Genomic DNA, 23,460 nt, shown 5'->3' with positions numbered 1-23,460 from the left:
AGCAAAAAAAGAGTGGACTTTTTTTGTCGACGCCAATGCTTATCCTGCCTGGGTCCAGGCGTTTTGCCTTTCGTAAAGGCAGCGGCGTACTTCTGCAGAAAATGGCCAAAAAAAAATCCCGCCATGTGGCGGGATTTCAGTTTTATCTGCAACAGATTTTATGCTTTCGATTCTTCTTCAACACCTTTCAGGGTGAAGGTGATCTTTCCGGCTTCCTTATCCAGCCCGGCTTCAAGCACGTCACCCGCTTTGATGTTCATGTTCAGGATCTCTTCTGCCAGCGGGTCTTCCAGGTATTTCTGGATCGCCCTGTGCAGCGGACGGGCACCAAACTGCTGGTCGTAGCCTTTGTCGGCAAGGAAGCTCTTGGCATCCTCGGTAAGATCGAGGCTGAATCCCAGGTTGGTCAGGCGCTTCATGACACCTTTCATCAGGATGTCGATGATCTCGAAGATGTGCTCTTTCGTCAGTGAATTGAAGATGATCACATCATCGATACGGTTCAGGAACTCCGGCGAGAAGGTCCGCTTCAGCGCTTTTTCGATCACGGCCTTGTTGGCTTCGTCCTGGTTCTGCACTTTGGCTTGTGTGGCAAAACCAACACCGGCACCAAAGTCTTTCAGCTGACGAACACCAATGTTTGAGGTCATGATGATGAGCGTGTTCTTGAAGTCCACCTTGCGGCCAAGGCCATCGGTGAGTTGACCATCGTCCAGCACCTGCAACAGGATGTTGTAGATATCGGGGTGAGCCTTTTCAATTTCATCCAACAGGATCACGCTGTAGGGCTTGCGGCGAACTCGCTCTGTGAGCTGACCACCTTCTTCGTAACCCACGTATCCGGGAGGCGCGCCGATCAAACGCGATACGGTGAATTTTTCCATGTATTCACTCATGTCGATGCGGATGAGGGCATCTTCGCTGTCGAACATATGACGGGCCAAAGCACGAGCCAGCTCGGTTTTACCCACACCGGTCGGACCCAGGAAGATGAAGGTACCAATCGGCTTCTTCGGATCTTTCAGACCCACGCGGTTGCGCTGGATGGCTTTCACCACTTTGCTGATGGCTTCGTCCTGACCAACCACCATGCCTTTCATTTCATCGGCCATCTTGCGCAGCTTCTCTGTCTCTGCTTCCACCATGCGGCGAACAGGGATACCGGTCATCATGCTGATCACTTCGGCAATCTCTTCTTCACCAATGGGGTAGCGCTTGTGCTTGCTCTCCTCTTCCCACTGCGCTTTTGCTTTTTCCAGTTCTTCGCCTAGACGTTTTTCGGTGTCACGCAACGCCGCGGCTTCTTCAAACTTCTGGCTCTTCACCACCCTGTTCTTTTCAGACTTGATATCTTCGATCTTCTTCTCCAGGTCGAGGATGTTCTGCGGAACATTGATATTTTTCAGGTGAACCCGTGCACCGACTTCGTCCATCACGTCGATGGCTTTATCGGGCAACAGGCGGTCGGTGATGTAGCGGTCGCTCAGCTTCACGCAGGCATCAATCGCTTCCTGGTTATAATCCACGTTGTGGTACTCTTCGTATTTCGACTTGATGTTGTTCAGGATCTGAATGGTATCTTCTACCGATGGCGGATCGATCATAACCTTTTGGAAACGACGGTCCAGGGCGCCATCTTTTTCGATGTACATTCTGTATTCGTCCAGTGTGGAGGCGCCAATGCATTGGAGCTCGCCACGGGCCAGTGCCGGCTTGAAGATGTTGGACGCATCGAGTGAACCCGAAGCACCACCGGCACCAACGATCGTATGAATTTCGTCGATGAAGAGGATCACGTCGCGGTTCTTTTCGAGTTCGTTCATAATCGCTTTCATCCGCTCTTCAAACTGGCCGCGGTACTTGGTACCGGCCACCAGGGCAGCCAGGTCAAGCGAAATCACTCGTTTGTCAAACAGCACCCGTGATACTTTGCGCTGCACAATGCGAAGCGCAAGACCTTCGACGATCGCTGTTTTACCTACACCAGGCTCACCAATGAGAATGGGGTTGTTCTTTTTCCGGCGGGAAAGAATTTGCGACACACGTTCGATTTCCTTTTCCCGGCCGATAATCGGATCCAACTGCCCTGTTTCAGCCAACTTGGTGATGTCTCTGCCGAAGTTGTCCAATACAGGCGTTTTACTCTTGGTGGCACCGGCCTGACGAGACTTTGCACTCGAGTACTTTTTTTCTTCATCAAAGTCGTCGTCATTTTCTTCCTGGTATTCGGCACGGGTGTCGTTGGATTTCACCATGCCAAGTTCCTGTCTAAAGATGTCGTAATCCACGTCAAATTGATTTAAGATTTGCGTTGCAATGTTTTCCTTGTTCTTGAGGATGGAGAGCATCAGGTGCTCGGTCTCCACGGTGGGGCTTTTGAGTGCTTTTGCTTCCAGTACGGTTACACGGATCACTTTCTCGGCTTGCTTGGTCAGGGGAAGGCTATTGATGTTGGCAATGTTCTTCCCGGTTTTATCCTTGACGGCCAGCTCCACTTCTTTGCGCAGTTCGTACAGGTCGACGTTAAAGCTTTTCAAAATGCGAATCGCCGTATTGTCACCCTCACGAATGAGACCTAGCAATAAATGTTCCGTGCCGATAAAGTCATTGCCCAAACGCAATGCTTCTTCCCGGCTGAACGAGATGATCTCTTTTACTTGTGAGGAAAAATTATTATCCATTTTAGTCTCCTATATGCTTTGTACAATAATAAAAAATATTTTTGAGCAGGGTCGGGCTCTTTCTTTGCCTGCCAATGAACGAATATGGAAGTCAAAACTGATACCAAAGAAAAATTTACTGTCATAAGGGTGGAAACCCCGGAGATGTCTGCTACAATGGCAGAAGAGCTGGACCGGCAGATGAAAGAACTACTTAAAGGTAAGGTAAGAAATGTTGTGCTCAGCCTGCAGGGTGTTAAATCTATTGGCGAAGTAGCCGCCGAAAAGCTGGTCCGCACCCAGCAAAAGTTTTACGAAGAAAGCGCCTCCTTTGTTGTGTGCGAATTAACGGCGGATGTGGAGGATTTCTTAGACAAAATCGACCTGCTTGAATTGATGAACGTCACGCCTACCGAAAGCGAAGCCGGCGATATTGTGCAGATGGAAGAAATTGAAAGGGAGTTGCTTGACGAGGACGAAATCTAAACCGGGATCGATAGGATGAATGGAATTTTCGGGATCACAGAAACGTTAGCTTGAGCCTGCAAATAATTTTACAAGAGTCACTTGTTAAACGCTTTGGGACCATCACTGATCTCCGGTTGCAGCGGGTCGGTGGCGGGAGCATCAACGACACCTATCGGCTGTCATTTTCCGGAAAGACGCTTTTTTGCAAAATCAATTCTGCTACCAAATTTCCCCACTTATTCAGCCGCGAAAAGAGTGGCCTCGATCTCATTGCGCAACAAAACAAGATCAAAACACCCGGAGTGATTGACTGCTTACAGACAGAAGGCCACCAGGTTTTGCTGCTGGAGTGGATACAGGAAGGCGAACAGAATGAAAGATTTTGGAAACTGTTTGGCGAACAACTGGCAGCCCTTCACCGGGTGACCCGCGGATCATATGGACTGGAAGCGGACAACTACATGGGCAGCGTGCCGCAATCGAACGCAAAACACGAAAGTTGGACGGCCTTCTATGTGGAAGAACGATTGATGCCGATGACAAAACGATGTGCTTCCAAAAACCAGTTACACAGCCAACACCTTTTACAATTTGAAGCCCTGCAGAAAAAACTTGGAAACTTTTTTGAAGAAGAAAGACCCTCCTTGTTGCACGGCGATTTATGGAGCGGGAATTTTTTGTGCAATCAATCGTCCGAGCCGGTATTAATCGATCCGGCCGTTTACTTCGGGCACCGTTCCGTGGACCTTGCGATAACCACGCTTTTCGGCGGCTTTCGCCAACCGTTTTACGAAGCCTACCAGTATCACTTTCCCCTCCCCGCCAATTACCGGGAGCAATGGGCAATCTGCAACCTTTACCCCCTGCTCATTCACCTCTATCTTTTTGGCGCCGGGTACCTGCCGCAAATCGAACGAACGCTGGAACAATTCACCTGACTGGTCTTAAATGAATACTGTCCCAATATCGAATAACCCATTATCGAATATCCACCTATCCTGCTTGCAATTTGCGCTGTATTTTTAACGCATGTTATCGGTCACGATATTGGGGAATAATTCGGCGGTACCGGCCTTCAATCGTCACCCGACCAGCCAGGTGGTTTCGCACGATGGAACCAACTACCTCGTCGACTGCGGAGAGGGCACACAGATCCAGATGATCAAATACAAGATCCGCCGCGGCAAGATCACGCACATCTTTATTTCGCACCTGCACGGCGATCATTATTTTGGCCTGATTGGATTGATCAATTCTTTTTCGCTGCTTTCGCACAAACAGGAGATGCACATTTTTGCACCCTCACCGCTGCAGCAGATTATCGAAGTGCAACTGAAGGTTGCCAACACCACGCTTTCCTACCCGCTCTATTTTCATACACTGACCGAACCGGGTGTTTTGGTCGACAACGAAAAGATCAGGATTTCGTGTTTTCGCACCACGCACCGCATCGAGTGTTATGGTTTTTTGTTTGAAGAAAAAGAAGGCAAGCGAAAACTTCTGATCGACAAAGTACGCAAACACGAGATTCCCGTTTCCTTCTATTCCAGCCTGCAGGCAGGTCTCGACTACATCACACCAAAAGGCGTTCGCATTAAAAACACCGACGTCACCGCTAATCCCGAACGCGGTAAAAAATATGCCTTTTGTGCCGATACGCGGTACGATGAAAACATTATCCCGCACATTTATGGCGCCGACATGATCTACCACGAAACCACCTATCTCGACAGCATGCGGGAGAAAGCGGAAGAACGGTTTCACACCACCACGAAACAGGCGGCCCTGATTGCCCGCAAGGCCATGGTAGGAAAATTATTGATCGGGCATTTTTCTTCGAAGTATAATTTACTCGATGCCTTTGCCGAAGAGGCCAGAGAAGTATTTCCCGATACCGAGCTGGCCCTGGAAGGCATTACGTACAATATTCATTGAGATGTGCGAGAAGGATAAACAGTCCTGTTTCAGGGGCTCATTGCGGACAGGAAAGCCGTGACCGATAAACCAATGGTTACATTCTACACGTACACAGGGCATTTGAAGATTCTAAAGTAAAAAGGCAACCTGGATCAGGCGCCTTTTTACTTCGGACAATTTTTCTGTTTTTCAATAGGCGCCAGGCACTGTGCAGGGCCGGCGTTCTAAATTTATTATTTGCGTTTTACTTACCGTTTACTTTGCCAATGCAATTTGCTTTGTCACCGTTTTTGCGTTGTTGACAAAACGCAAATAATAAACGCCACCCGAAAATCCAGTCAGGTTTAAAACAAACCGTTTTTGCATTCCGGCCGTTACATTCCCGCTGAACAATTGTTTTACAGACCTGCCTTGCTGGTCAAATACAGTCAGGGAAGCAGCACCGGATTCGATTGGCAGCACTTCTATGTTCGCTATGTTTTTAACCGGATTGGGAAAAACAGCAACACTAATCGATTTTGATCCCTGCTTTTCAGGCTCGTTGGCAAAACCAATTTTATTGGTTGCGGTGTTCTTCGCTGCGAGACTGGTGTAACCTGTTTGAATGAGCACCACCGCTGTATAAGGTGCCAGGGTGAGTGTGTTGCTATAGCTTTTTCCACGGGCATCCACGTAAGCAGCATCCAGCGTCACTACTTTAGGGCTTTGGGTGGGATTGTACTCGAAGCGAAGCTTATCCAGGTTATCAATGCTGACAGGCGATTTTTGGGCATGTTGCTCCCAACCAACTTTGCCGGCCAGGGTTTGCCAGGCATCCAGCGAGTAAAAGTTTCTGTTATACGCCTGCACAATTCCGCCGCCGGGATAGTTGTAGTACGTCGGAACATGGGGATAGCCAAAAATGCTGTCAAGCCCCTGGGGTTCGTACAAAGGGCGGCAATAATAGTTGCTGTCAATGGAGCCAAAATTATAAAGCCCGTGCATTAAGGCTTCCGCATCCAAAACGAGTTGAGCAGAGTCCCGGCCAAAAAGAATATTGTTTTTAATGGTGATGTTGGAAAAGTAATCTTTGGTATCGGCCAGTTTGAGCTGTGTCCGTGTATTGTTGTAGAGCAGGTTGTTTCGGGCATATATGTTATTGGAACTGCCAAGGAATAATCCGGAGCACACGTTGTTAAAACAAGTGTTGTTTTCGATGGCAACGTTACTGGAATTGCCATCCATGTAGATGCCGTGCACCAGGCCTGCATAGAGGTTATTTGGGTCCGGATCGCCGATGCCGTTGCGGTCACCAATGCCGTTGCTCACAATATTGCCCACCACGCTGCGGTTCCTCCCTGTTTCCCCATAGGTATAAATACCACCGGCATCACTTTTCACCAGTGAAAAGCTATCAATATAGTTATTGCGGATAACGGTGCTGTCACCGATGAAGTGAATGCCCAAATAGCCGGTGTTCTTAATGACGTTATTCTGCACCACGCTATTGGAGTTGACATACTGAATGGCGTTATACTGCGCATCCCCGGATAGCCCCATGCCCCGGATCAGACCCGTGTTGCGGATCACGTTGTTCTCAATCGTCCAATCTGAAGAATTGTTGCTGTTGATCGCATTGTTGTTCGTGTTGGTAATGGTGCAGTTACGCACCGTTAGATGATTGGAATAAGCGACGATGCTTGTTAAAAAGGATTTTGTTTTATTGAGAACAGAATGAGGATCTTTTGAAGAAGATATGTTACTGTTAGCAGAAGCCTTTGAAACAGCGATAATGTGGGAGACGTTAATGGCATTTACTCCAGAGTTAGAAATATCGCAACCGGTAAAACGAATATAGGTACACTTGAACAGATTGATGCTGTTTGAATTCGCACCGTTAAACGCAAGGGCATCGAATGAGACATTATCCGCATAGGACATGTCAACTAAATATTCTGCCAGGGGAACCTTTACATCAAACGCAGTCGGTGCCGCACTGCCAAAATAGATCTTGAGTTTCTTAGTAGCCGCCTCATAACACCAATCGCCCAATTGTGAAAGGGTATTGACGTGGTTTTGAAAAAAGAACCCATGGCCATTGACGGGTTCATACGTAATGCCCGGATGCGCCGGCGACACAAAAGGCTTATAGCTGACCGTATTGGAGGTTTGTGCCGTTACCGTACCCCTGTCCAAAATCCACTGGTATTTGCGGATTACAACCTCGCCGCCGGCGAAATTTTTGGCAGCCGCTATGGCATTGCTTGTGATGGAGGACGTATCTGCATGCGATTGAAAATTGAGGTAGCCGCCATTCGGCGCATCCAGCCGGGGCCAGCGGCCCATGGGCTGCATATTGCCATTCAAGAGAACCAAGTTGAGACTGCCCGGACCATTGGTCAAGGTGGTTTCATAAATACCGCCGCCAATCGCCTTCCAGGCCGTAATACTTTGCAAACTTGTAATCACAGGTTTGGCCCCGGTGCCATACGCTCCAAAAACGATCGTTTTGTTCTTTTTCTTTTCGTCGCCAACCAATTGAATTGAACCCCAGAAAACATCTCCCCTTTTGAATAAAACAGAATCCCCATCCTTTAAATTTCCGATATAGCTATTCAGCTGCGACAGCGTTTTCCAGGGCGTTGACGGGTTCTGTGCCTGGTTTTTATTTCTTGAATCGTTACCGAGAGTCGAAGAAAAATAATACGTATTTGCTTTTGCAGAAAGTAGGGTGCAGGCGAGCAGGACGAGTAAAACAAGTCTCATAGTGTCGTATTTAAGGTGCATTCTTACAAGTACTAAATCAACAGGGTCAAGCAATAAAATTCATTGCAGAACAGCGCACTCATTTTTACATATAAGTGGACTGTCATTACAGATAAATTCTTTACTTCAAATAAAATCAATTTGAACTGTCGGGCGGGTACACGGAAAGCGGTCTAGAAATAGGAAGATGGAAAACGGTTTCACAAGAATAGGGAAGATATTATAAAACAACCATACCAGCGTGGATTATTTTGAAGTTTACACATAAACATGATCGTTTATGGGGACCGACCCGGAAATACAGGTAAAATTTACGCAAACCGCTATCGATAAACTTTTGTACCAGCCTTTCGTGTAAGTGAAGATATTGACCCCAGGCAACCACCGAAATCGACGGACCACACCAGTGTAGGACAGGTGAAACGAGATGGGAATACGAAAAACATACAGGTTCTTATTAGTGGGCCGCTCGCAGCACGCAACTTCCGCTGGTTGTCGACGAGTAGGCAACCCACAAAACGGCGGTTTCTCCTACCGGGGAAACCGCCGTTTCAGAACCACGATCACTTTCTATAGTTACCTCATTTATTGAACGCAGGCAGGGAGGGCTTTTTCTCTTACTTCAGCTCCTCTTTCAAAAACTGCCCGGTGAAGCTTTCCTTTACTTTCAGCAATTCTTCCGGTGTGCCTTCAAACAAAATTTTCCCGCCGCCCGATCCGCCTTCCGGGCCGAGATCGATGATATGATCGGCCACCTTGATCACGTCCATATTGTGTTCGATCACCAGCACCGTATTTCCCCTGTCCACCAGTTTATTCAGCACTTCGAGCAGGTGATGGATATCTTCAAAGTGAAGGCCGGTCGTCGGTTCATCGAGAATGTAAAAGGTTTTGCCCGTGTCGCGTTTGGCCAGTTCCGTTGCCAGTTTCACCCGTTGGGCTTCTCCCCCGCTCAATGTAACGGCTGACTGTCCCAGCGTGATATATCCCAGGCCAACGTCTTCCAGCACTTTGATCTTGCGGTGAATAAAAGGAACGGCCTGGAAAAACTCGACCGCTTCTTCCACCGTCATATCCAGCACATCGGCGATTGACTTACCCTTGTACCGGATCTCAAGCGTCTCGCGGTTGTAGCGTTTGCCGTTGCATTTTTCGCAATGCACATACACATCGGGCAGGAAATTCATTTCGATGGTGCGCAGGCCGCTGCCCTCGCACATGTCGCAACGACCACTTTTTACGTTAAACGAAAAACGGCCGGCATTGTAGCCGCGGATCTTGGCTTCCGGGATCGATGCAAACAAAGTCCTGATCTCGGTAAAAAACCCGCAATACGTTGCCGGGTTGCTTCGCGGTGTACGGCCGATCGGTGATTGGTCAATCTCGATCACCTTGTCAATTTCATCCAGCCCTTTTACCGATTTATACGGCATCGGTGTCATCTTGCTGTTGTAGCAATGCGTCGACAGCAACGGGTAAAGCGTTTCGTTGATGAGGGTTGATTTTCCGCTGCCGCTAACACCGGTTACAACAATCAATTTTCCCAGCGGAAATTTTACGTTGACGTTCTTCAGATTATTGCCGCCGGCACCTTTGATCTCGATGGTTTTACCGTTTCCCTTTCTGCGTTCGTCCGGAACCGCGATCTCTCTTTCGCCATTGAGGAAATGGGCCGTGAGTGTATCTTTTTGAAGCACTTCCCCCGGGGTGCCCTGTGCCATGATCCGTCCACCATGATAACCAGCTTTGGGCCCCACATCGATCAGGTGATCGGAAGCCAGCATAATGTCTTTATCGTGTTCGACCACGAGCACCGAGTTGCCGATATCCCGCAGGTTTTTCAGGGCTGTGATGAGGCGATGGTTGTCGCGCTGGTGCAAACCGATCGATGGTTCGTCGAGGATATAGGTAATCCCCTGCAGCTGCGACCCGATCTGCGTTGCCAGGCGAATGCGTTGTGATTCGCCGCCGCTCAGTGTCCGGGTTGCCCTGTTCAGGGTCAGGTAGGTTAAGCCGACATCCAGCAAAAACTGCAGGCGGTCGCGGATCTCTTTATTGATTTCTTTGGCGATCACATTTTGTTTTTCACTTAGCCGCTTTTCGATGCCGGTGAACCACTGCCGCAACTCGGTCAGGTCCATGTTGCTCAGCTCCGCAATGTTCTTCTGATCCACCTTGAACCACAGGCTTTCTTTTTTCAGCCTTGTACCGTTGCAGGTTTTGCAGGTGGTCAGTTCCATAAAGCCTTCCGCCCAGCGCTGGATGGCTTCACTGGTGCTGGTCGCAAACCACCGTTTGACCTGGTTCACCACGCCTTCAAATTCGCCGCTGTACACCGTGTCGTTGAGCTCTTCATCGTCGTACTGCAGGTCTTCTTCCGAACCGCCTTCGGCCTTGCCAAACAAAACCAGGTTGAGTGCTTTTGGCGACAACTCACTTACTGGTTTGTCGAGGCTGAATTTTTCCTTGCGGGCCAGTTGCTGCACCTGCCGGAAGACATAGGCTTCCCTCTCGCCGCCCAGCGGCGCAATACCGCCTTCGTTGATGCTTAAACTCTCGTCGGGAATGATCGCCTTCATGTCGACCGTATAAACCTGTCCGAGTCCCTTGCAGGTTGGGCAGGCACCGTACGGCGAGTTAAAGGAAAAGGAATTGGGTGAGGGCTCTTCGTACGACAGGCCGGTGTCTTCGCACATCAGCGCTTTCGAATAGGTTGCCTCTCCTTTCCCGTCTTCCGCCACGACAAACATCAGGTCCTTGCCAAGCTTCAGCGATTGCTGCACGCTCTGGCTGATGCGGGTGCGCATGTCTTTGGTCACCTTCAGGCGGTCCACCACCAGCTCGATGTCGTGAATTTTATAGCGGTCAACCTGCATCTTCGGCGCCAGGTCCTTGATCTCACCATCTACACGCACTTTCAGGAATCCTTTTTTCCGCACTTCCTCGAAGAGTTCGCGGTAATGGCCTTTACGGCCACGTACCAGTGGTGCCAGCAGGGAAATCTTGGCGCCGTTGAACCGCACCATGATATTGTTCACAATCTCGTCTTCGCTCCAGCGCACCATTTTTTTCCCGGTATTGTACGAATAGGCTTCGCTGGCCCGCGCAAAAAGCAGGCGCAGGAAATCGTAGATCTCGGTAACCGTGCCGACGGTAGAACGCGGGTTTTTATTCGTGGTCTTTTGCTCGATGGAAATCACGGGTGAAAGCCCGGTGATCTTATCCACGTCGGGACGTTCCATCTCGCCCATAAACTGGCGGGCATAAGCGCCAAAGGTTTCCATGTAGCGGCGTTGTCCTTCTGCAAAAATGGTATCGAAGGCCAGCGAACTTTTACCGCTGCCGCTGATCCCGGTGATAACCACCAATTTATTTTTCGGAATGGAAATATCGACGTTCTTCAGGTTGTGCTCTTTGGCGCCAAATACCTCAATAAACTCTTCTTCCGGATTGCCGTTCACAGGCGTGCCATTTGTTTTTTTCATGTAAAGCTTCTCCAATCGGGGAAAGCGAAGATACGCAAGGGTTTCCCTGCACCGGACCCGGTTCGGCACGAACGAAAAAAATTGAACGTTTTTAACCTTTTCTTCTTTTCTGGCACAGTTTTATGTAAGTAGGGCAAACACCTTTTTCAACCCTAAAAATTAGACATATGAAAAACACAGCCCTTGTGGCCCTGGCGCTATTCGTTGGCGTTGTCACCAATGCACAAACAACGACGCCTGTACAAACCCAACCTGTAAATGACACCGCTGCCAATAGCACCGTCCTGGCTGATACCAGTATTGGAAAAGCTTATGTAGCACACCCGGAACGCCTGCAAGGGGTGACCAGCGAAACGCTGACAGCAGCCCTCATTTTCCCTGCAGTCGGAACCTTCAATGCAGCCGGTTCATCCACTGGCAGTGTAACCATCGCGCTGGATGAAACAAACAAAGGCATTGTATGGGTAGAAGGTCTGCCGCAAGGCAAGTTCAAAGCCCTGATGAAAAAAGCGCCGTCAACCTATAAAATCCCGGCACAAACAACCGAAGGCGGAAAAGCAATCAGTGAAGGAACACTCTATGTGAATCCCGACACCAACGAACTGACCATCGTTCTGGGTCGCTCGTTTAATGATGCGGATCCAACCTCGGTGCTGACTGCCTCTTCAAAAAAAAACAAAGGCTTTCTGTATACCGGAGCAAAAGCTGATGCTGCTGTTGCAACACCTGCGACACCGCAACAATAGCCTATGCGAAGAACCACCTGGGGGGCTTGCAGTCGCAGCCCCTTTTTTTATTTCCGCTTGTGCAATCCATTCCTTACCCTGCTCTTGCAGGAAAAGCGAATCCAGAAATAAATTTTCTTTCCTGCGCCAGACAAGCAATACGTGGTGAATGAAAAGATCTCTTACTCATTACTCCTTTTTCATGATTCATTCCCCGACCGTTCACCTCCCTGTTGGTAACCTGCGATTTATTCACATTCTCTTAAAGCTTTCTAAAAAACCCTTTGCACCGGCAGATTTTACTTGTTGAGTGGTATGGTGTTTGGAAATCTTTCCGGCCAAAGAACGACCATGAAAACTATCAGAAATCTTACGCTGGCAACTGCTCTTTTCGGAATGCTGCTTTCAGGATGTAAAACAGCCAGCCGCAGTCAAAAAGGTGCGGTGATCGGCGCTGCCGGCGGTGGCGCCATAGGCGCTGTCATTGGCAAGGCAACAGGCAACACGGCCATGGGTGCCATCATTGGTGCAACCGTAGGCGGTGTGGCCGGCGCCATTATCGGCAAGAAGATGGACCAGCAGGCCGAAGAAATGAAAAAGGTTCTCGGTGATGCGGAAGTGCGCAGGGAGGGAGAAGGCATCGTTATCAAGTTTAAAGAGAAAGTCCTGTTTGCCTTTAACAGCGCAGACCTGGGTAGCAGCGCCCAAAGAAATCTGGACAAACTAGTGAATGTGCTCAACCACTATCCCGACACCAACATCGAAGTGATTGGACACACAGACAGCAAGGGAACCGATTCGTACAACCAGGCGCTTTCCGAACGTAGGGCCAATGCCGTCATTGGTTATTTGCGCACACGCAGCATCGCGGGCAGCCGCTTATCCGCCAAAGGCATGGGCGAAAGCGATCCCATTGCCAGCAACGACACCGAGGATGGCCGGTCGCAAAACCGCCGCGTTGAATTCGTGATCACGGCCAACGAAAAAATGAAAGCGGATGCAAAGCGGGAAGCAAGCAAACGCTAGCGAACAGCAGATGGACGAGGAATATCGACGATCGAAGTAAAAACAAGCAGGGACAGGCCATGGCCTGTCCCACGGACATCACTAAAGAATACAAACCAACAATCGTAAACAAGTAAAAGCTATGAAAAAAATCGTGATGACAGCAGGTGCCTTGAGCGCCTTGATTTTGACGGCGACAGCCCAGCAAAAATCAGTGTCGATGACAAAAGAAACCGGGACCACCGTGGGAATTCATGCCGGCGCCAATATGTACAACATTAACGGGAAAACAGCCAATGGAACGGAATTGAACAACAAACTGCACACGGGTTTCAGTGGCGGCGTGGATGTGGCCATCCCGCTGGGTGGTGGTGTTTACGTGCAACCCGGCGTTGACTTTACCCAGAAAGGAAGCGAAACGCAAGGCGGTATCAAGACGACCTTAAACTACCTGGACATCCCGCTTAGCCTTGTGTACAAACCCGTTTTGGGAACAGGCAATTTTATGCTGGGCTTTGGACCTTATTTGGGTATTGGTCTTGGCGGCAACGTTACCAACCCGGATGGCAGCTCGGCCAGCGTGGTTTACAAAGACAAATACGACGGCACCGTGCCGGGCAACACCGTGCAATTGCGCAAGACCGATGCAGGGGCCAACTTCATGGCCGGTTATGAATTTGCAAACAAGCTTTCGCTGAACCTGAAAGCGCAACTGGGCCTGAAAGACATCAACCCGGATACCGGCAGCGACAACACATCCGACAAAACGCGGTACCGCAACACCGGCTTTGGCCTTTCCCTGGGCTACCGGTTTTAAAGCAGGCAAACGTGACTTGAAAAGCTGTCCCACTGGGGCAGCTTTTTTGTATCGGACAACTGCATTTTGCGTGGCCAGAAACCGCTGCTTTCGGGGAAGTCGCTCATTTCGTTCCCTGGCGGGCATCATGCAGCAAAATGAAACAGGCCACTCTGTTAGCAGTACCGCAGCGCAGAATAGGGCAAAATGACTGGCACAACTTCAACCTTCCGTTAACGTTCTGAACCTCCTGCCGGGATCCTATCTGTAGCCAATCACTTACTTTTGCGGCTTGTATGAAAGAACTTTCGCTTGTCATCCCGGTGATGAATGAAGAGGACAATATCAAGCCTCTTCTCGACGCGGTGCGCAGTGCCCTGGTGGATTTTGATTATGAACTGATCCTGGTTGATGACGGCTCTTCGGATCAAACCCGCAAACGCATCGTGGAAAATGCCGATGACAGGACGGTGCTCGTAGAGCTGCGCAAGAACTACGGCCAAAGTACCGCTATGACAGCGGGCATCGACCATGCAACCGGAACCTATGTGGCGCTGCTTGACGGCGACCTGCAAAATGACCCAACCGATATCCCGTTCATGCTCGACCTGCTGAAACGCGAAGACTGGGACGTGGTTGCCGGCAACCGCAAAAACCGGAAAGACGGCATGGTGCTGCGCAAAATCCCGAGTAAAATTGCCAATGCGCTTATCCGCCGGCTGACAGGCGTTTACATCAAGGACTATGGCTGTACACTGAAAATTTTCAAAAAAGAAATTGCCGAAGACCTGGGCCTCTACGGCGAATTGCACCGCTTTATCCCGGTGCTGGCCAAGCTGCAGGGAGCCCGCATTACGCAGGTGGATGTGAAACACCACCCGCGAAAATTCGGGAAAAGCAAATACGGCATCGGCCGCACCTTCCGCGTTCTGTCCGACCTGGTGCTAATGGTTTTTTTCCGCCGCTATATGCAAAAGCCGATGCACCTGTTTGGCACCATCGGCTTTATTTCGCTTGGTCTTGGAATCCTGATCAATGCCTACCTGCTGGTGTTGAAGATTCTCGGCCATGACATCTGGGGAAAGCCAATGCTGATCCTCGGACTGATTTTTTTGCTGGGCGGCATTCAGTTGATTACGATCGGTATCCTGGCGGAAATTGCGGTTCGCACCTACTACGAATCGCAAAGCAAAAAAACCTACCAGGTCCGGAAGGTTTATCAAAAAGAAAAAACACCTGCAACACTGGAGATCACGGTCTAACCGGGTAGCTGGTGCCTTCACAAATTTTGTTGTTGCCAATCCTGACAAACGTCATTTGATAAAACAGTAACGCCAGCAACTCCTACTCACTAGTTTCTGCTGACAAACATTTCATTTCCTGCACAACGGTTAATCTGTTTGGGATGTAAGTCTGCGCACGGCCGTTATTGCTTGGCAGTCTTCACGGGATTGCTTAATTTAAAGCTGTTCTTCTTTCACGCACTTACCTACCCGAAAAATACCAAAAGCAAATCTGATATCCATTCATCATTTAATGAACTGACTATGGATATGATGTGTTGCATCAAAAGCGGCCTGCCCGTTGCATCCTCGGCGCCAGCCTGCCACTCGCCTCCCGGGTTTGCACCTTCGTTTTCCTGCCTTCCTTACATCTCAAAACACAAAACCTTCAATATGAAATCTGCTTTACAATCGTTCCCCGAGAAGCGGCATTTGCAGCCGCACACGGTCATCTTCTGCCTCGTCTTTTACATGGTCTTCTCCCTGCTGCCAGCCGCTGTTTTCAGCCAGGTGGTAACAATCGCAGCCGGGCCTTCGGCAGCCGCCATCACACCTGCCCGCGACCAGTTCAGAGCTGAACTTGGAGGCGGCGTTGTAGCCGGAGCAAACGGGAGCTTTGGCGGTGTCAGACGCGAAATCAACTGGGACGGCGTGCCCGATGCCCTGTCGGCACCCAACAACCTTCCCGCCAACTTTTTCAATGTCAACTCGCCGCGGGGCGTTGTTTTTTCCACGCCGGGAACGGGTTTCCAGGTCAGCGCCAACCCGGCGGTTGCCCCACCCGAATTTGGTACCATCAATCCAACCTATCCAACGCTCTTCGCCCCCTTTTCGCCACTGCGTCTCTTTACCGCCCTGAACAGCAACATAATGGATGTAAACTTCTTTGTGGCCGGCACCGCTACGCCGGCGCTGACACGCGGCTTTGGCGTTGTTTTTTCGGATGTTGATCTTTCCAATTCAACCAGCATCCAGCTTTTCGACCGGAACAACAATTCGCTGGGTACATTCCAGGTGCCTTCTGCCCCTGGCAACGAAACTTTTTCCTTTCTGGGTGTATCGTACCCGGTACCGATGATCGCACGGGTACGAATCACGGCAGGCAATGCTGCTTTGGGTGCCGGTGTTATTGAAAATCTTCCTTCAACAGACCTGGTTGTGATGGATGATTTTATTTATGGTGAGCCCTTAGCCACCTGCACTCCACCCACCTTCCGCAACGATTTGACGATTGTGCTGGATGCAAGCGAGTGTGGCAACGACGGGCTGATCACCATCATTCCCACTTCGGGTACGGCACCGTTCCAGTATTCCATCGATGGGGGTACAACGTATGTTGAAGGTCCCTCGACCGGTTATTCCTTCCAGGGCCTGGCAGCGGGCACGTACCGGTTGCGCCTCAAAGACGCCGGTGGCTGTGAGTCGGCTGTCGTGACAAAAGAAGTGAGGGTGTTATATCCGTGCACGCACTGCACTCCACCCACCTTCCGCAACGATTTGACCATTGTGCTGGACGCCTTCTGCGGCAGTCCCGGCCTGATCACCATTATTCCCACTTCGGGCACCGCACCGTTCCAGTACTCCATCGACGGCGGCGCGACCTACGTAGAGGGACCAGCGACGGGCTATTCCTTCCAGGGACTGATGCCTGGTACCTATACCTTGCGGCTCAAAGACGCCACGGGTTGCCAGTCGGATCCCGTGCAAAGAATGGTGAAACTGGTAGGACCCTGTGAGATCCGGGTACCCTTTGTCAAAGGCAGGGACCAGCAGACTGCAGAAAGGGCAACCCCGCTGGTGGTGGCCTATCCCAACCCGAGCCACGGGCAGTTCCAGGTGCAGCTGCAACGGTTCGCTTCCTCTGCCGTCCACCTGCAGGTCCTTGACAGCCGCGGCGTGGTGGTGGAGCAAAAGCGGGTGAATGCCGAACAAACCCGCACCGTGGAGATGAACCTTTCCAACAAGGCCAAAGGCCTCTATATCATCCGCGTGGTCAGCGACAAAACTGTGCAAACCACCAAGGTCATTATCCAGTAAGCTTACCTCTCTTTTTTAAACCACAACTCCCAACCGCCTGTTGGGAGTTTTTTATTGCCTGTGCCTACACAACCTTGCTGCCGCACCGGCTCGTGCCTTCGCCTACCTTTGACCTTTTCTATGAAATTGCAGAACGAAGAATACCGTCATTTCCGGACAGCCGTTTTTTTCAGCCTGGGCATTGCGCTCCTGCTCGCGGTATTTGTGGCCATCTACGGAAAGGATCAATCCTTCCTGATGATTAACGGGCACTACTCCTTGCAGGCCGATTATTTTTTTAACTACGTCACCTACCTGGGTGATGGACTGATCTGGATCCCGCTTTTTTTGTATGTACTGGTTTACCGGCGGGATTTTTTCATCGCGGTACTGGCATCGCTGCTCATCTGCACCCTGCTCACGCACCTCGGCAAGCGGGTGATCTTTGCGGAAGCACCACGACCTCTCCGTGTGCTTCACGACCTGGCCCGTGCTGTTCCGCTGATGGCCGGCCGCGACAATTATGTCAACAGTTTTCCTTCGGGGCATACCAGCACGGCCTTTACGTTTGCCCTGCTCCTGGCTTTTCTGGTTCGGCGAGAGTTTGCCATTTATGTCTTTCCCCTGCTGGCCTTCCTGGTTGGTTATTCGCGGGTTTACCTGGCGCAGCATTTCGCCACTGATGTGCTGGCAGGCATTGTTATCGGTACGGTGTCGGCCTACCTGGCGCTGGTGATTTACGATGCCTGGCGCCGGAAGAAAAAGGCCAAAAGAACCGAAGCATCTCCGTAAGTTCCCCATCTTTGCACCGCCATGCAGTTTCAACGTCAGAGCTTAACACCCCTCAACCATAAAGAATTCCGCTGGTTCCTTTTCTGCCGCTTTTTCTACACCATGGCCCTGCGCATGGTCGCGACGGTGGTTGCCTACCAGTTGTTCCATCTTACCCGCAGTTCGTTCTCCATTGGCATTGTCGGCCTGTCGGAGTTCATTCCTGTTTTTTCGCTGGCCCTTTATGCCGGTCACATCATCGACCGGTCCGACAAACGAACGCTCCTGCTGCGGGGGATCCTTTCCTATTCGGTGTGTATTGCGGCCCTGGTCTTTGTCACGTCGGCCTGGGTGCAAAGCCGGCTGAGCACCGCCAACACGGCGCTTTGTTTTTACGTCATCATCTTTTTTTCCGGTGTCATCCGGGCCTTTGCGGGGCCAACGTCAAACGCGATCATTGCGCAACTGGTTCCCAAGGACGTGCTGCGCTTCGCGGCCTCGCTGTCGTCAACCTCCTGGCTGACCGCGTCGATCCTGGGACATGCATCGGCCGGTTTCCTGATCGCCGGCATCGGGGCGCACTATACCTTCACGGTCATTTTTTTTCTTGCCTTTACCGCATCGCTGGCGCTTTCCCGCATTGAAAAGAAACCGGTCGTCGTCACCAATTTAACCACAAAAACCTGGGACAGCGTGAAGGAAGGCATCCGCTTTGTATTCAGCCATAAGGTCTTGCTCGGCGCCATTTCACTCGACCTGTTTGCCGTGCTGTTTGGCGGCGCCGTTGCCCTGATCCCGGAATTTGCCGACCGCGTTTTGCACGTTGGCCCGGTGGGCTTTGGCTGGCTCAATGCCGCCATGGACATTGGTTCTGTTATCATGATTTTTTCGCTGACACTGTCGCCTATCTCCCGCAGGCAGGGCTACAAACTGTTTTATGCGGTAGGCGGATTTGGCCTCTGCATCATCATTTTCGGTCTCAGCCGCCTCTATTGGCTTTCGTTTGCCGCACTGATGATCGCCGGTATGCTGGATGGAATCAGCGTGGTCATCCGGAGCACCGTATTGCAACTCACCACACCCGACGAAATGCGGGGCCGTGTCAGTTCCGTGAATTCGATGTTCATCAACTCTTCCAACGAACTGGGACAGTTCGAAAGCGGCTTCACCGCAAAGCTTCTCGGCGGCGCCGTGCCGGCTGTTCTCTTTGGCGGCACCATGACGCTGGTGGTCGTGATCATCAACTGGCTGAAGGCACCGGCCCTGCGAAAGTTTGAATACTGAGGTTGTTGCGCAGAGAACCGGCGAAGCACCTGCAAAGAAAGATTTTTAGGGACCCAGCTGTTGTGCCGCTCGTAAGCTTTCGTTGCGTCGCACACTTCTGCGTTCAGGAATTCTATGCAGCAGGGATATTTCTCTCAGAGATCGCATGGAAGAACACAGAAGTACTGATCCGTTAAAATCCGGGCCAAACAAATCCTCTTTGCGAAAGCCCTGCGTTCCTTATTCTCCCCGGTAAAAAAACGTAAATTGACCAACCAAAATCATCTTCATGCACAGACGAAACTTCCTCCTTCAGTCCGGCGTTCTTGCCGGCGCTTCCCTGCTGTTTCAACAGAAAGCCCTTGCCGCCTTTTTCAGAACATCCGACTTCAACATCAAAATGCTGCGCAACAACGTCGGCATCTTTACAGAACGTGGCGGCACCATCGGCTTCCTGCTCTCCAACGATGGCATCCTTGTCATCGACTCACAGTTTGCCGACACGGCACCACACCTGATCGACGAATTGAAAAAGCAAAACACAACGCCCTTCCGCTATTTACTCAACACACATCACCATGGCGATCACACCTCGGGCAACATTGCTTTTAAAGGACTTGCCGAACACGTGGTGGCGCACCGCAACTCGCTGGTCAACCAAACCGCTGCAGCCGAAAAACAAAAAACGGTTGACAAGCAACTTTACCCCGACCAGACATTCGACGACAAACTGAAACTGAAGCTGGGCGACGAAAAACTGACGGGCTATTATTTTGGACCGGGCCACACCAACGGCGATGCGGTTTATCATTTTGAAAAAGCCAATATCATGCACATGGGTGACCTGGTGTTCAACAAGCGCCATCCCTTTGTGGACCGGTCGGCCGGCGCCAGCATGCGCAACTGGATGACCGTACTGGAAACCGTGCAGAAGAAAGCGGGCAAAGACACGGCTTTTGTTTTTGGCCACGCACTCAACGCCGGCGAAGAAACCGGAACAGCCGAAGACCTGAAAAAATTCCAGGATTACCTGGACAAGGTTTTGAAATTCGCCGAAACGGAGATCAGGCGGGGTGTGAGCAAGGAAGAATTCATTAAGAACACCGCGATTCCCGGCGTAACCGAATGGACGGGCCAGGGCATCGACCGGCCGTTGACCGCCGCGTACGAAGAACTGACCGCAGCCTGATACGATAAAGAAATATACCCAAACCAAACGGCTGAAAGCATTCCTGCTTTCAGCCGTTTTGCATTTTGGTTTTGCGATCAAACTGTTGCTGCTTCCGTTTCCGCCGTCACAGGGCTGATCACGTTGCGGATCTCTTCGATGCGATTGGCCGGGAAGCCGCCCATTTCGGCATGCTGCTGAATAATCTCTTTGTTGGGCGCCTGGTAGATGCAGTAAATTTTGTCATCCGTGACATAACTTTCTACCCACTGAATTTTGGGCCCAAGCGTATCGAGGACACCGCAGGACTTTTGTGAAATTGCCTGCAGATCCTGTTGAGATAGATTGCCGGCACCGGGCAATTCCCGTTCAATAACATAACGTGGCATAAGCGTGGTTTTAGAGACAGAAATTACTGAAATTATTTCACCTGGTACAAACTTCGTATTCCCGGATAATCCGTTTCACCACTTCGATCTTTTTAAATTCGGGAGTCATGAAATTGTAGAAATAGCCGTTTCCCTTGTTTTTAATTTTTGTTGCCAGTGCGGGACAGTCGGCAACGAAGGCGCTCATTTTCGTTTCAAACGAAGGCACAAGCAGGGCACTGTGCAGCTCAATCAACTCCGTTGCCGAATGAGAAGGCACTGAAATAAAATAAAGGCTTCTCTCCTCGCCGGTATCGCTGCTCTTGTGCCTTTGCTTCAGCTCGAACAACTGCATTTTTGACGCAGAATCAGAAAGTCGTTTCACGAACAATCCGTGGTTGATCCCGGCCGTGTACAGGTTGACGTATTTGGGCAGATAAGTACTTCCATTGACAACATACGCATCGATATCCGCAAACTCCAGGTATTCCACTTCCTGGCTGCCGGCGGCGACGAGTGAAATGGCGGTCGGATTTGCTTCCACACCGTTTTCCAACTGGATGGTCAGTGCACCATTCTTTTGAGTACCGTTCTTCAGGTAAACGGTAGCCCTGGTTTGATATACATCGTTTGCCGTGTGAAAATAGTCGGCAGTACAGGAAAGATTCAGCAGGCAAACGAGTGCAAAAAAAGGGAAGGCGGTTCGTGCATTCATCCCGGTAAAAAAGGAAAATTTTCGGAAAACAACAAAAGGCATGCAATGCCGATCATCGCAGTTGCTGTTCCAGCTTTTCCAGCACGTAAAACGTGATGGGACAAAACGTGGCATTTTTCATCGTCAGGCTTTGGCGCTTGACGATCACATCTTCATCGGTATAGGGAAAGCGGGAACAATCGGATGGACGCACGTCATAGATGGAGCAGAAGTTGTCGGCACCCAGGAATGGACAGGGCGATGTTTTCACCACAAAATCCCCGTCTTCATCCACCCGCAGATAGGTTTCAATAAAAGCGCTTTCCTTCAGGCCCAGGTGTTTGCTGATACGCTTAACATCCGGCGTTTTGAAGCGGGGTGAATAGTTTTTGCAGCAGGCAGCGCACTGCAGGCAATCGATCTTTTCGAATGCTTCTTCGTGCAAAGCGGGAAGCTGTTTCAGGACTTTATTCTTATCGGCTTTTGCCAAAAAATTTTTCAGGAGCTTTTGCTTGTCCTTGCTCCGCTTTTGCCAGTTATGGAGGGGATCGGCCGACATGGCTGCAAAGAACCGAAATCAGACGTTAACGGCTGGCTAAAGATGCGCCTGCAGTCCGCGCCAACCGCAAACACCACTTAAGAAAAGGATAAAAAAAACGAAACCGGCCGGTTTCCGTACTTTCCGTTGCACTTTTGTCCCGGTACTGTATGAAGAGTTTGTTCATCCTCCTGCTGCTCGCTGTTCCGCTTGCGTCGTTTTCGCAGGCTAAGATTACTGTGCAGGTAACGGATTTCAACAACAACAATGGTCTTTGTCTCGTATGTCTTTTCGACAATGCAAAAGGATTTGCAGGGAAAGGCACGCCGCTGCGCATCCTGCGGACAACTATTTCCAACAAAACCGCCACGGCTGTTTTTGACAACATCCCGGCCGGTGTTTACGCCATTTCGGTGATCCACGATGCCAACAGCAACAACCGGTTCGATACCAACTTTATGGGCATTCCCACCGAAGGCTATGGCGCCTCCAAAAACAAACTGCCCTTTGCTGCCGCACCGCGTTTCGACGAAAATAAATTTGCCGTCGGTACGGCTACCGACACCTCCCTCGTCATCAGGCTGCGTTACTTACTGTAGAAAAGCCTGTCCATTTCAGAAAGTGAGTCGATAGAAGAGATTAAAGCCAAATAGCTTTTCACTACGGTGGCCTGGCAGGTAGATATTGGGGTATTAAGATATTGGGATATTGGAATATTTTCTGCCATCAATATCTTACTATCATAATATCCAGTTATAGCGCTGAAACGGTTAGGAGAAATACGAACCCATTTCGACAGGCGCCACAAAAAAATGCACCAGGTGACTGGTGCATTTTTTTGAAGCCATGTTGGTGATTGCAAGGAAACCACTGTGTTAGTATACGCGACCGCTTTCATCTTCATCAACCAGCCTTCCGGCTATTTCGCGGTCGAAGACCTCGCCTTTGTCTTTCAGCACAAGCCGCAGGATATCATGAATTGTGACCACGCCGGCCAGCCGTTTGTTTTCGTCAAACGCCAGCAGGTAGCGGGATTTTGACTGCTCCATCAGGTTCATGCAGTGTTCGGCCGTGTCCTCCAGCCCGATCACGGGAATATCGGTGCTCATCACTTCCGCCACGGTGGTACTGTCGCTGTGGCGGCCTTTCAGGATCACTTTGCGGCTGTAGTCACGTTCCGAAAAAATGCCTTTGTATTGATCGCCGTCCAAAACGACAAGGTAACTCAGGTTGAGAGAATTTAAGAGATTCAGGGCTTCAATGACCAGGGTGTCGGGTGCGATCTGGTTAAATGGTTTTGCTTTCGAATCCAGAATGTTTTGAACTGTACGCATAGAAAACTTTAGGGTGAGTAAATTAGCAAACAATCGACCAAAATTAGGACATCTCCTGTCCACTGCGCCAGAAATTAGCGACAAAACCGGCACGTAATCTTACGATTGATAACAAAGTAGAATCACCCCATCTTTTGCGAAAAGCGAAAAAGACACCGGGAAATATTCCGATTTCCTGCATCGAATATTATCTTGCCCTCGCATATCAATATCCTAATTAACCG

The 23,460-nt window shown here is 50.3% G+C and carries 19 protein-coding genes; 12 read left to right on the top strand and 7 right to left on the bottom strand.

Features of this window, described 5'->3' with window-relative positions:
- Positions 1–158: 158 nt before the first annotated feature.
- Positions 159–2,681, bottom strand: coding sequence for an ATP-dependent Clp protease ATP-binding subunit (locus tag D6024_RS09060; RefSeq protein WP_121354296.1), 2,523 nt, complete (start codon positions 2,679–2,681; stop codon positions 159–161).
- Positions 2,682–2,765: 84 nt separating this feature from the next.
- On the opposite strand from D6024_RS09060, the gene D6024_RS09055 reads away from it, so the two are divergent.
- From D6024_RS09055 to D6024_RS09045, 3 genes are all read left to right on the top strand, one after another.
- Positions 2,766–3,146, top strand: a complete 381-nt coding sequence (locus D6024_RS09055; protein WP_121354295.1) for an STAS domain-containing protein — start codon at positions 2,766–2,768, stop codon at positions 3,144–3,146.
- Positions 3,147–3,196: 50 nt separating this feature from the next.
- On the top strand, positions 3,197–4,066 hold the full coding sequence (locus D6024_RS09050; protein WP_121354294.1) for a fructosamine kinase family protein: 870 nt from the start codon (positions 3,197–3,199) through the stop codon (positions 4,064–4,066).
- Between the two features lie 91 nt (positions 4,067–4,157).
- Positions 4,158–5,063 (top strand): ribonuclease Z, encoded by a 906-nt coding sequence (locus D6024_RS09045; protein ID WP_121354293.1) that lies wholly within the window; start codon positions 4,158–4,160, stop codon positions 5,061–5,063.
- Positions 5,064–5,300: 237 nt separating this feature from the next.
- Here the strand turns inward: D6024_RS09045 and D6024_RS09040 are convergent, their stop codons facing one another.
- Together D6024_RS09040 and uvrA are read right to left on the bottom strand one after the other, a co-directional pair.
- Complete coding sequence (locus tag D6024_RS09040) at positions 5,301–7,790, bottom strand: right-handed parallel beta-helix repeat-containing protein (protein WP_162944649.1); 2,490 nt, start codon at positions 7,788–7,790, stop codon at positions 5,301–5,303.
- Positions 7,791–8,407: 617 nt separating this feature from the next.
- Complete coding sequence (gene uvrA, locus D6024_RS09035; protein WP_121354775.1) at positions 8,408–11,275, bottom strand: excinuclease ABC subunit UvrA; 2,868 nt, start codon at positions 11,273–11,275, stop codon at positions 8,408–8,410.
- Positions 11,276–11,442: 167 nt separating this feature from the next.
- On the opposite strand from uvrA, the gene D6024_RS09030 reads away from it, so the two are divergent.
- The 8 genes from D6024_RS09030 to D6024_RS08995 all read left to right on the top strand — a co-directional run bounded on the left by D6024_RS09030 (position 11,443) and on the right by D6024_RS08995 (position 20,323).
- The gene (locus D6024_RS09030; protein WP_121354291.1) at positions 11,443–12,021 is read left to right on the top strand and encodes a hypothetical protein; all 579 of its coding nucleotides are present in this window, start codon (positions 11,443–11,445) and stop codon (positions 12,019–12,021) included.
- A 330-nt stretch (positions 12,022–12,351) separates the two neighbouring features.
- Positions 12,352–13,026 carry an OmpA family protein gene (locus D6024_RS09025; RefSeq protein ID WP_121354774.1) on the top strand — a complete coding sequence of 225 codons (675 nt, stop codon included), beginning with the start codon at positions 12,352–12,354 and terminating at the stop codon, positions 13,024–13,026.
- Between the two features lie 121 nt (positions 13,027–13,147).
- Positions 13,148–13,822, top strand: a complete 675-nt coding sequence (locus D6024_RS09020) for a porin family protein (RefSeq protein WP_121354290.1) — start codon at positions 13,148–13,150, stop codon at positions 13,820–13,822.
- A 275-nt stretch (positions 13,823–14,097) separates the two neighbouring features.
- Positions 14,098–15,063, top strand: coding sequence for a glycosyltransferase family 2 protein (locus tag D6024_RS09015; RefSeq protein WP_121354289.1), 966 nt, complete (start codon positions 14,098–14,100; stop codon positions 15,061–15,063).
- Positions 15,064–15,477: 414 nt separating this feature from the next.
- Positions 15,478–17,121, top strand: coding sequence for a T9SS type A sorting domain-containing protein (locus tag D6024_RS09010; protein ID WP_162944648.1), 1,644 nt, complete (start codon positions 15,478–15,480; stop codon positions 17,119–17,121).
- 120 nt (positions 17,122–17,241) lie between these two features.
- A complete protein-coding gene (locus D6024_RS09005; RefSeq protein ID WP_162944647.1) occupies positions 17,242–17,892 on the top strand; it encodes a phosphatase PAP2 family protein in 651 nt (216 codons plus the stop codon).
- A 21-nt stretch (positions 17,893–17,913) separates the two neighbouring features.
- The gene (locus tag D6024_RS09000) at positions 17,914–19,155 is read left to right on the top strand and encodes an MFS transporter (protein WP_121354286.1); all 1,242 of its coding nucleotides are present in this window, start codon (positions 17,914–17,916) and stop codon (positions 19,153–19,155) included.
- A gap of 268 nt (positions 19,156–19,423) precedes the next feature.
- Complete coding sequence (locus D6024_RS08995) at positions 19,424–20,323, top strand: MBL fold metallo-hydrolase (RefSeq protein ID WP_121354285.1); 900 nt, start codon at positions 19,424–19,426, stop codon at positions 20,321–20,323.
- Positions 20,324–20,400: 77 nt separating this feature from the next.
- Here D6024_RS08995 and D6024_RS08990 read toward each other — a convergent pair whose 3' ends face one another.
- From D6024_RS08990 to D6024_RS08980, 3 genes are read right to left on the bottom strand one after another with little or no spacing between them, the layout of a single operon-like run.
- On the bottom strand, positions 20,401–20,691 hold the full coding sequence (locus D6024_RS08990; protein ID WP_121354284.1) for a DUF4242 domain-containing protein: 291 nt from the start codon (positions 20,689–20,691) through the stop codon (positions 20,401–20,403).
- A 37-nt stretch (positions 20,692–20,728) separates the two neighbouring features.
- On the bottom strand, positions 20,729–21,385 hold the full coding sequence (locus tag D6024_RS08985) for a hypothetical protein (protein WP_162944646.1): 657 nt from the start codon (positions 21,383–21,385) through the stop codon (positions 20,729–20,731).
- A 52-nt stretch (positions 21,386–21,437) separates the two neighbouring features.
- A complete protein-coding gene (locus D6024_RS08980; protein WP_121354282.1) occupies positions 21,438–21,923 on the bottom strand; it encodes a YkgJ family cysteine cluster protein in 486 nt (161 codons plus the stop codon).
- A gap of 149 nt (positions 21,924–22,072) precedes the next feature.
- Between D6024_RS08980 and D6024_RS08975 the strand changes: the two genes are divergently transcribed.
- Complete coding sequence (locus D6024_RS08975) at positions 22,073–22,501, top strand: DUF2141 domain-containing protein (protein ID WP_121354773.1); 429 nt, start codon at positions 22,073–22,075, stop codon at positions 22,499–22,501.
- Between the two features lie 276 nt (positions 22,502–22,777).
- Here the strand turns inward: D6024_RS08975 and D6024_RS08970 are convergent, their stop codons facing one another.
- The gene (locus D6024_RS08970) at positions 22,778–23,236 is read right to left on the bottom strand and encodes a CBS domain-containing protein (RefSeq protein ID WP_121354281.1); all 459 of its coding nucleotides are present in this window, start codon (positions 23,234–23,236) and stop codon (positions 22,778–22,780) included.
- Positions 23,237–23,460 lie beyond the last annotated feature (224 nt).

Source organism: Flavisolibacter nicotianae (assembly GCF_003628535.1).
GTDB lineage: Bacteria > Bacteroidota > Bacteroidia > Chitinophagales > Chitinophagaceae > Flavisolibacter > Flavisolibacter nicotianae.
This window is presented reverse-complemented; position numbering and strand designations above follow the sequence as displayed.

What these genes read in the sequence shown, in the direction of transcription:
- D6024_RS08975 (WP_121354773.1), top strand. Translation starts at nt 22,073, where the DNA reads ATGAAGAGTTTGTTCATCCTCCTGCTGCTCGCTGTTCCGCTTGCGTCG.
- D6024_RS09025 (WP_121354774.1), top strand. Translation starts at nt 12,352, where the DNA reads ATGAAAACTATCAGAAATCTTACGCTGGCAACTGCTCTTTTCGGAATG.
- D6024_RS09030 (WP_121354291.1), top strand. Translation starts at nt 11,443, where the DNA reads ATGAAAAACACAGCCCTTGTGGCCCTGGCGCTATTCGTTGGCGTTGTC.
- D6024_RS08980 (WP_121354282.1), bottom strand. Translation starts at nt 21,923, where the DNA reads ATGTCGGCCGATCCCCTCCATAACTGGCAAAAGCGGAGCAAGGACAAG.
- D6024_RS09060 (WP_121354296.1), bottom strand. Translation starts at nt 2,681, where the DNA reads ATGGATAATAATTTTTCCTCACAAGTAAAAGAGATCATCTCGTTCAGC.
- D6024_RS09005 (WP_162944647.1), top strand. Translation starts at nt 17,242, where the DNA reads ATGAAATTGCAGAACGAAGAATACCGTCATTTCCGGACAGCCGTTTTT.
- D6024_RS08985 (WP_162944646.1), bottom strand. Translation starts at nt 21,385, where the DNA reads ATGAATGCACGAACCGCCTTCCCTTTTTTTGCACTCGTTTGCCTGCTG.
- D6024_RS09055 (WP_121354295.1), top strand. Translation starts at nt 2,766, where the DNA reads ATGGAAGTCAAAACTGATACCAAAGAAAAATTTACTGTCATAAGGGTG.
- D6024_RS09000 (WP_121354286.1), top strand. Translation starts at nt 17,914, where the DNA reads ATGCAGTTTCAACGTCAGAGCTTAACACCCCTCAACCATAAAGAATTC.
- D6024_RS09040 (WP_162944649.1), bottom strand. Translation starts at nt 7,790, where the DNA reads ATGAGACTTGTTTTACTCGTCCTGCTCGCCTGCACCCTACTTTCTGCA.
- D6024_RS09015 (WP_121354289.1), top strand. Translation starts at nt 14,098, where the DNA reads ATGAAAGAACTTTCGCTTGTCATCCCGGTGATGAATGAAGAGGACAAT.
- uvrA (WP_121354775.1), bottom strand. Translation starts at nt 11,275, where the DNA reads ATGAAAAAAACAAATGGCACGCCTGTGAACGGCAATCCGGAAGAAGAG.
- D6024_RS09045 (WP_121354293.1), top strand. Translation starts at nt 4,158, where the DNA reads ATGTTATCGGTCACGATATTGGGGAATAATTCGGCGGTACCGGCCTTC.
- D6024_RS08995 (WP_121354285.1), top strand. Translation starts at nt 19,424, where the DNA reads ATGCACAGACGAAACTTCCTCCTTCAGTCCGGCGTTCTTGCCGGCGCT.
- D6024_RS09010 (WP_162944648.1), top strand. Translation starts at nt 15,478, where the DNA reads ATGAAATCTGCTTTACAATCGTTCCCCGAGAAGCGGCATTTGCAGCCG.
- D6024_RS08970 (WP_121354281.1), bottom strand. Translation starts at nt 23,236, where the DNA reads ATGCGTACAGTTCAAAACATTCTGGATTCGAAAGCAAAACCATTTAAC.
- D6024_RS09020 (WP_121354290.1), top strand. Translation starts at nt 13,148, where the DNA reads ATGAAAAAAATCGTGATGACAGCAGGTGCCTTGAGCGCCTTGATTTTG.
- D6024_RS08990 (WP_121354284.1), bottom strand. Translation starts at nt 20,691, where the DNA reads ATGCCACGTTATGTTATTGAACGGGAATTGCCCGGTGCCGGCAATCTA.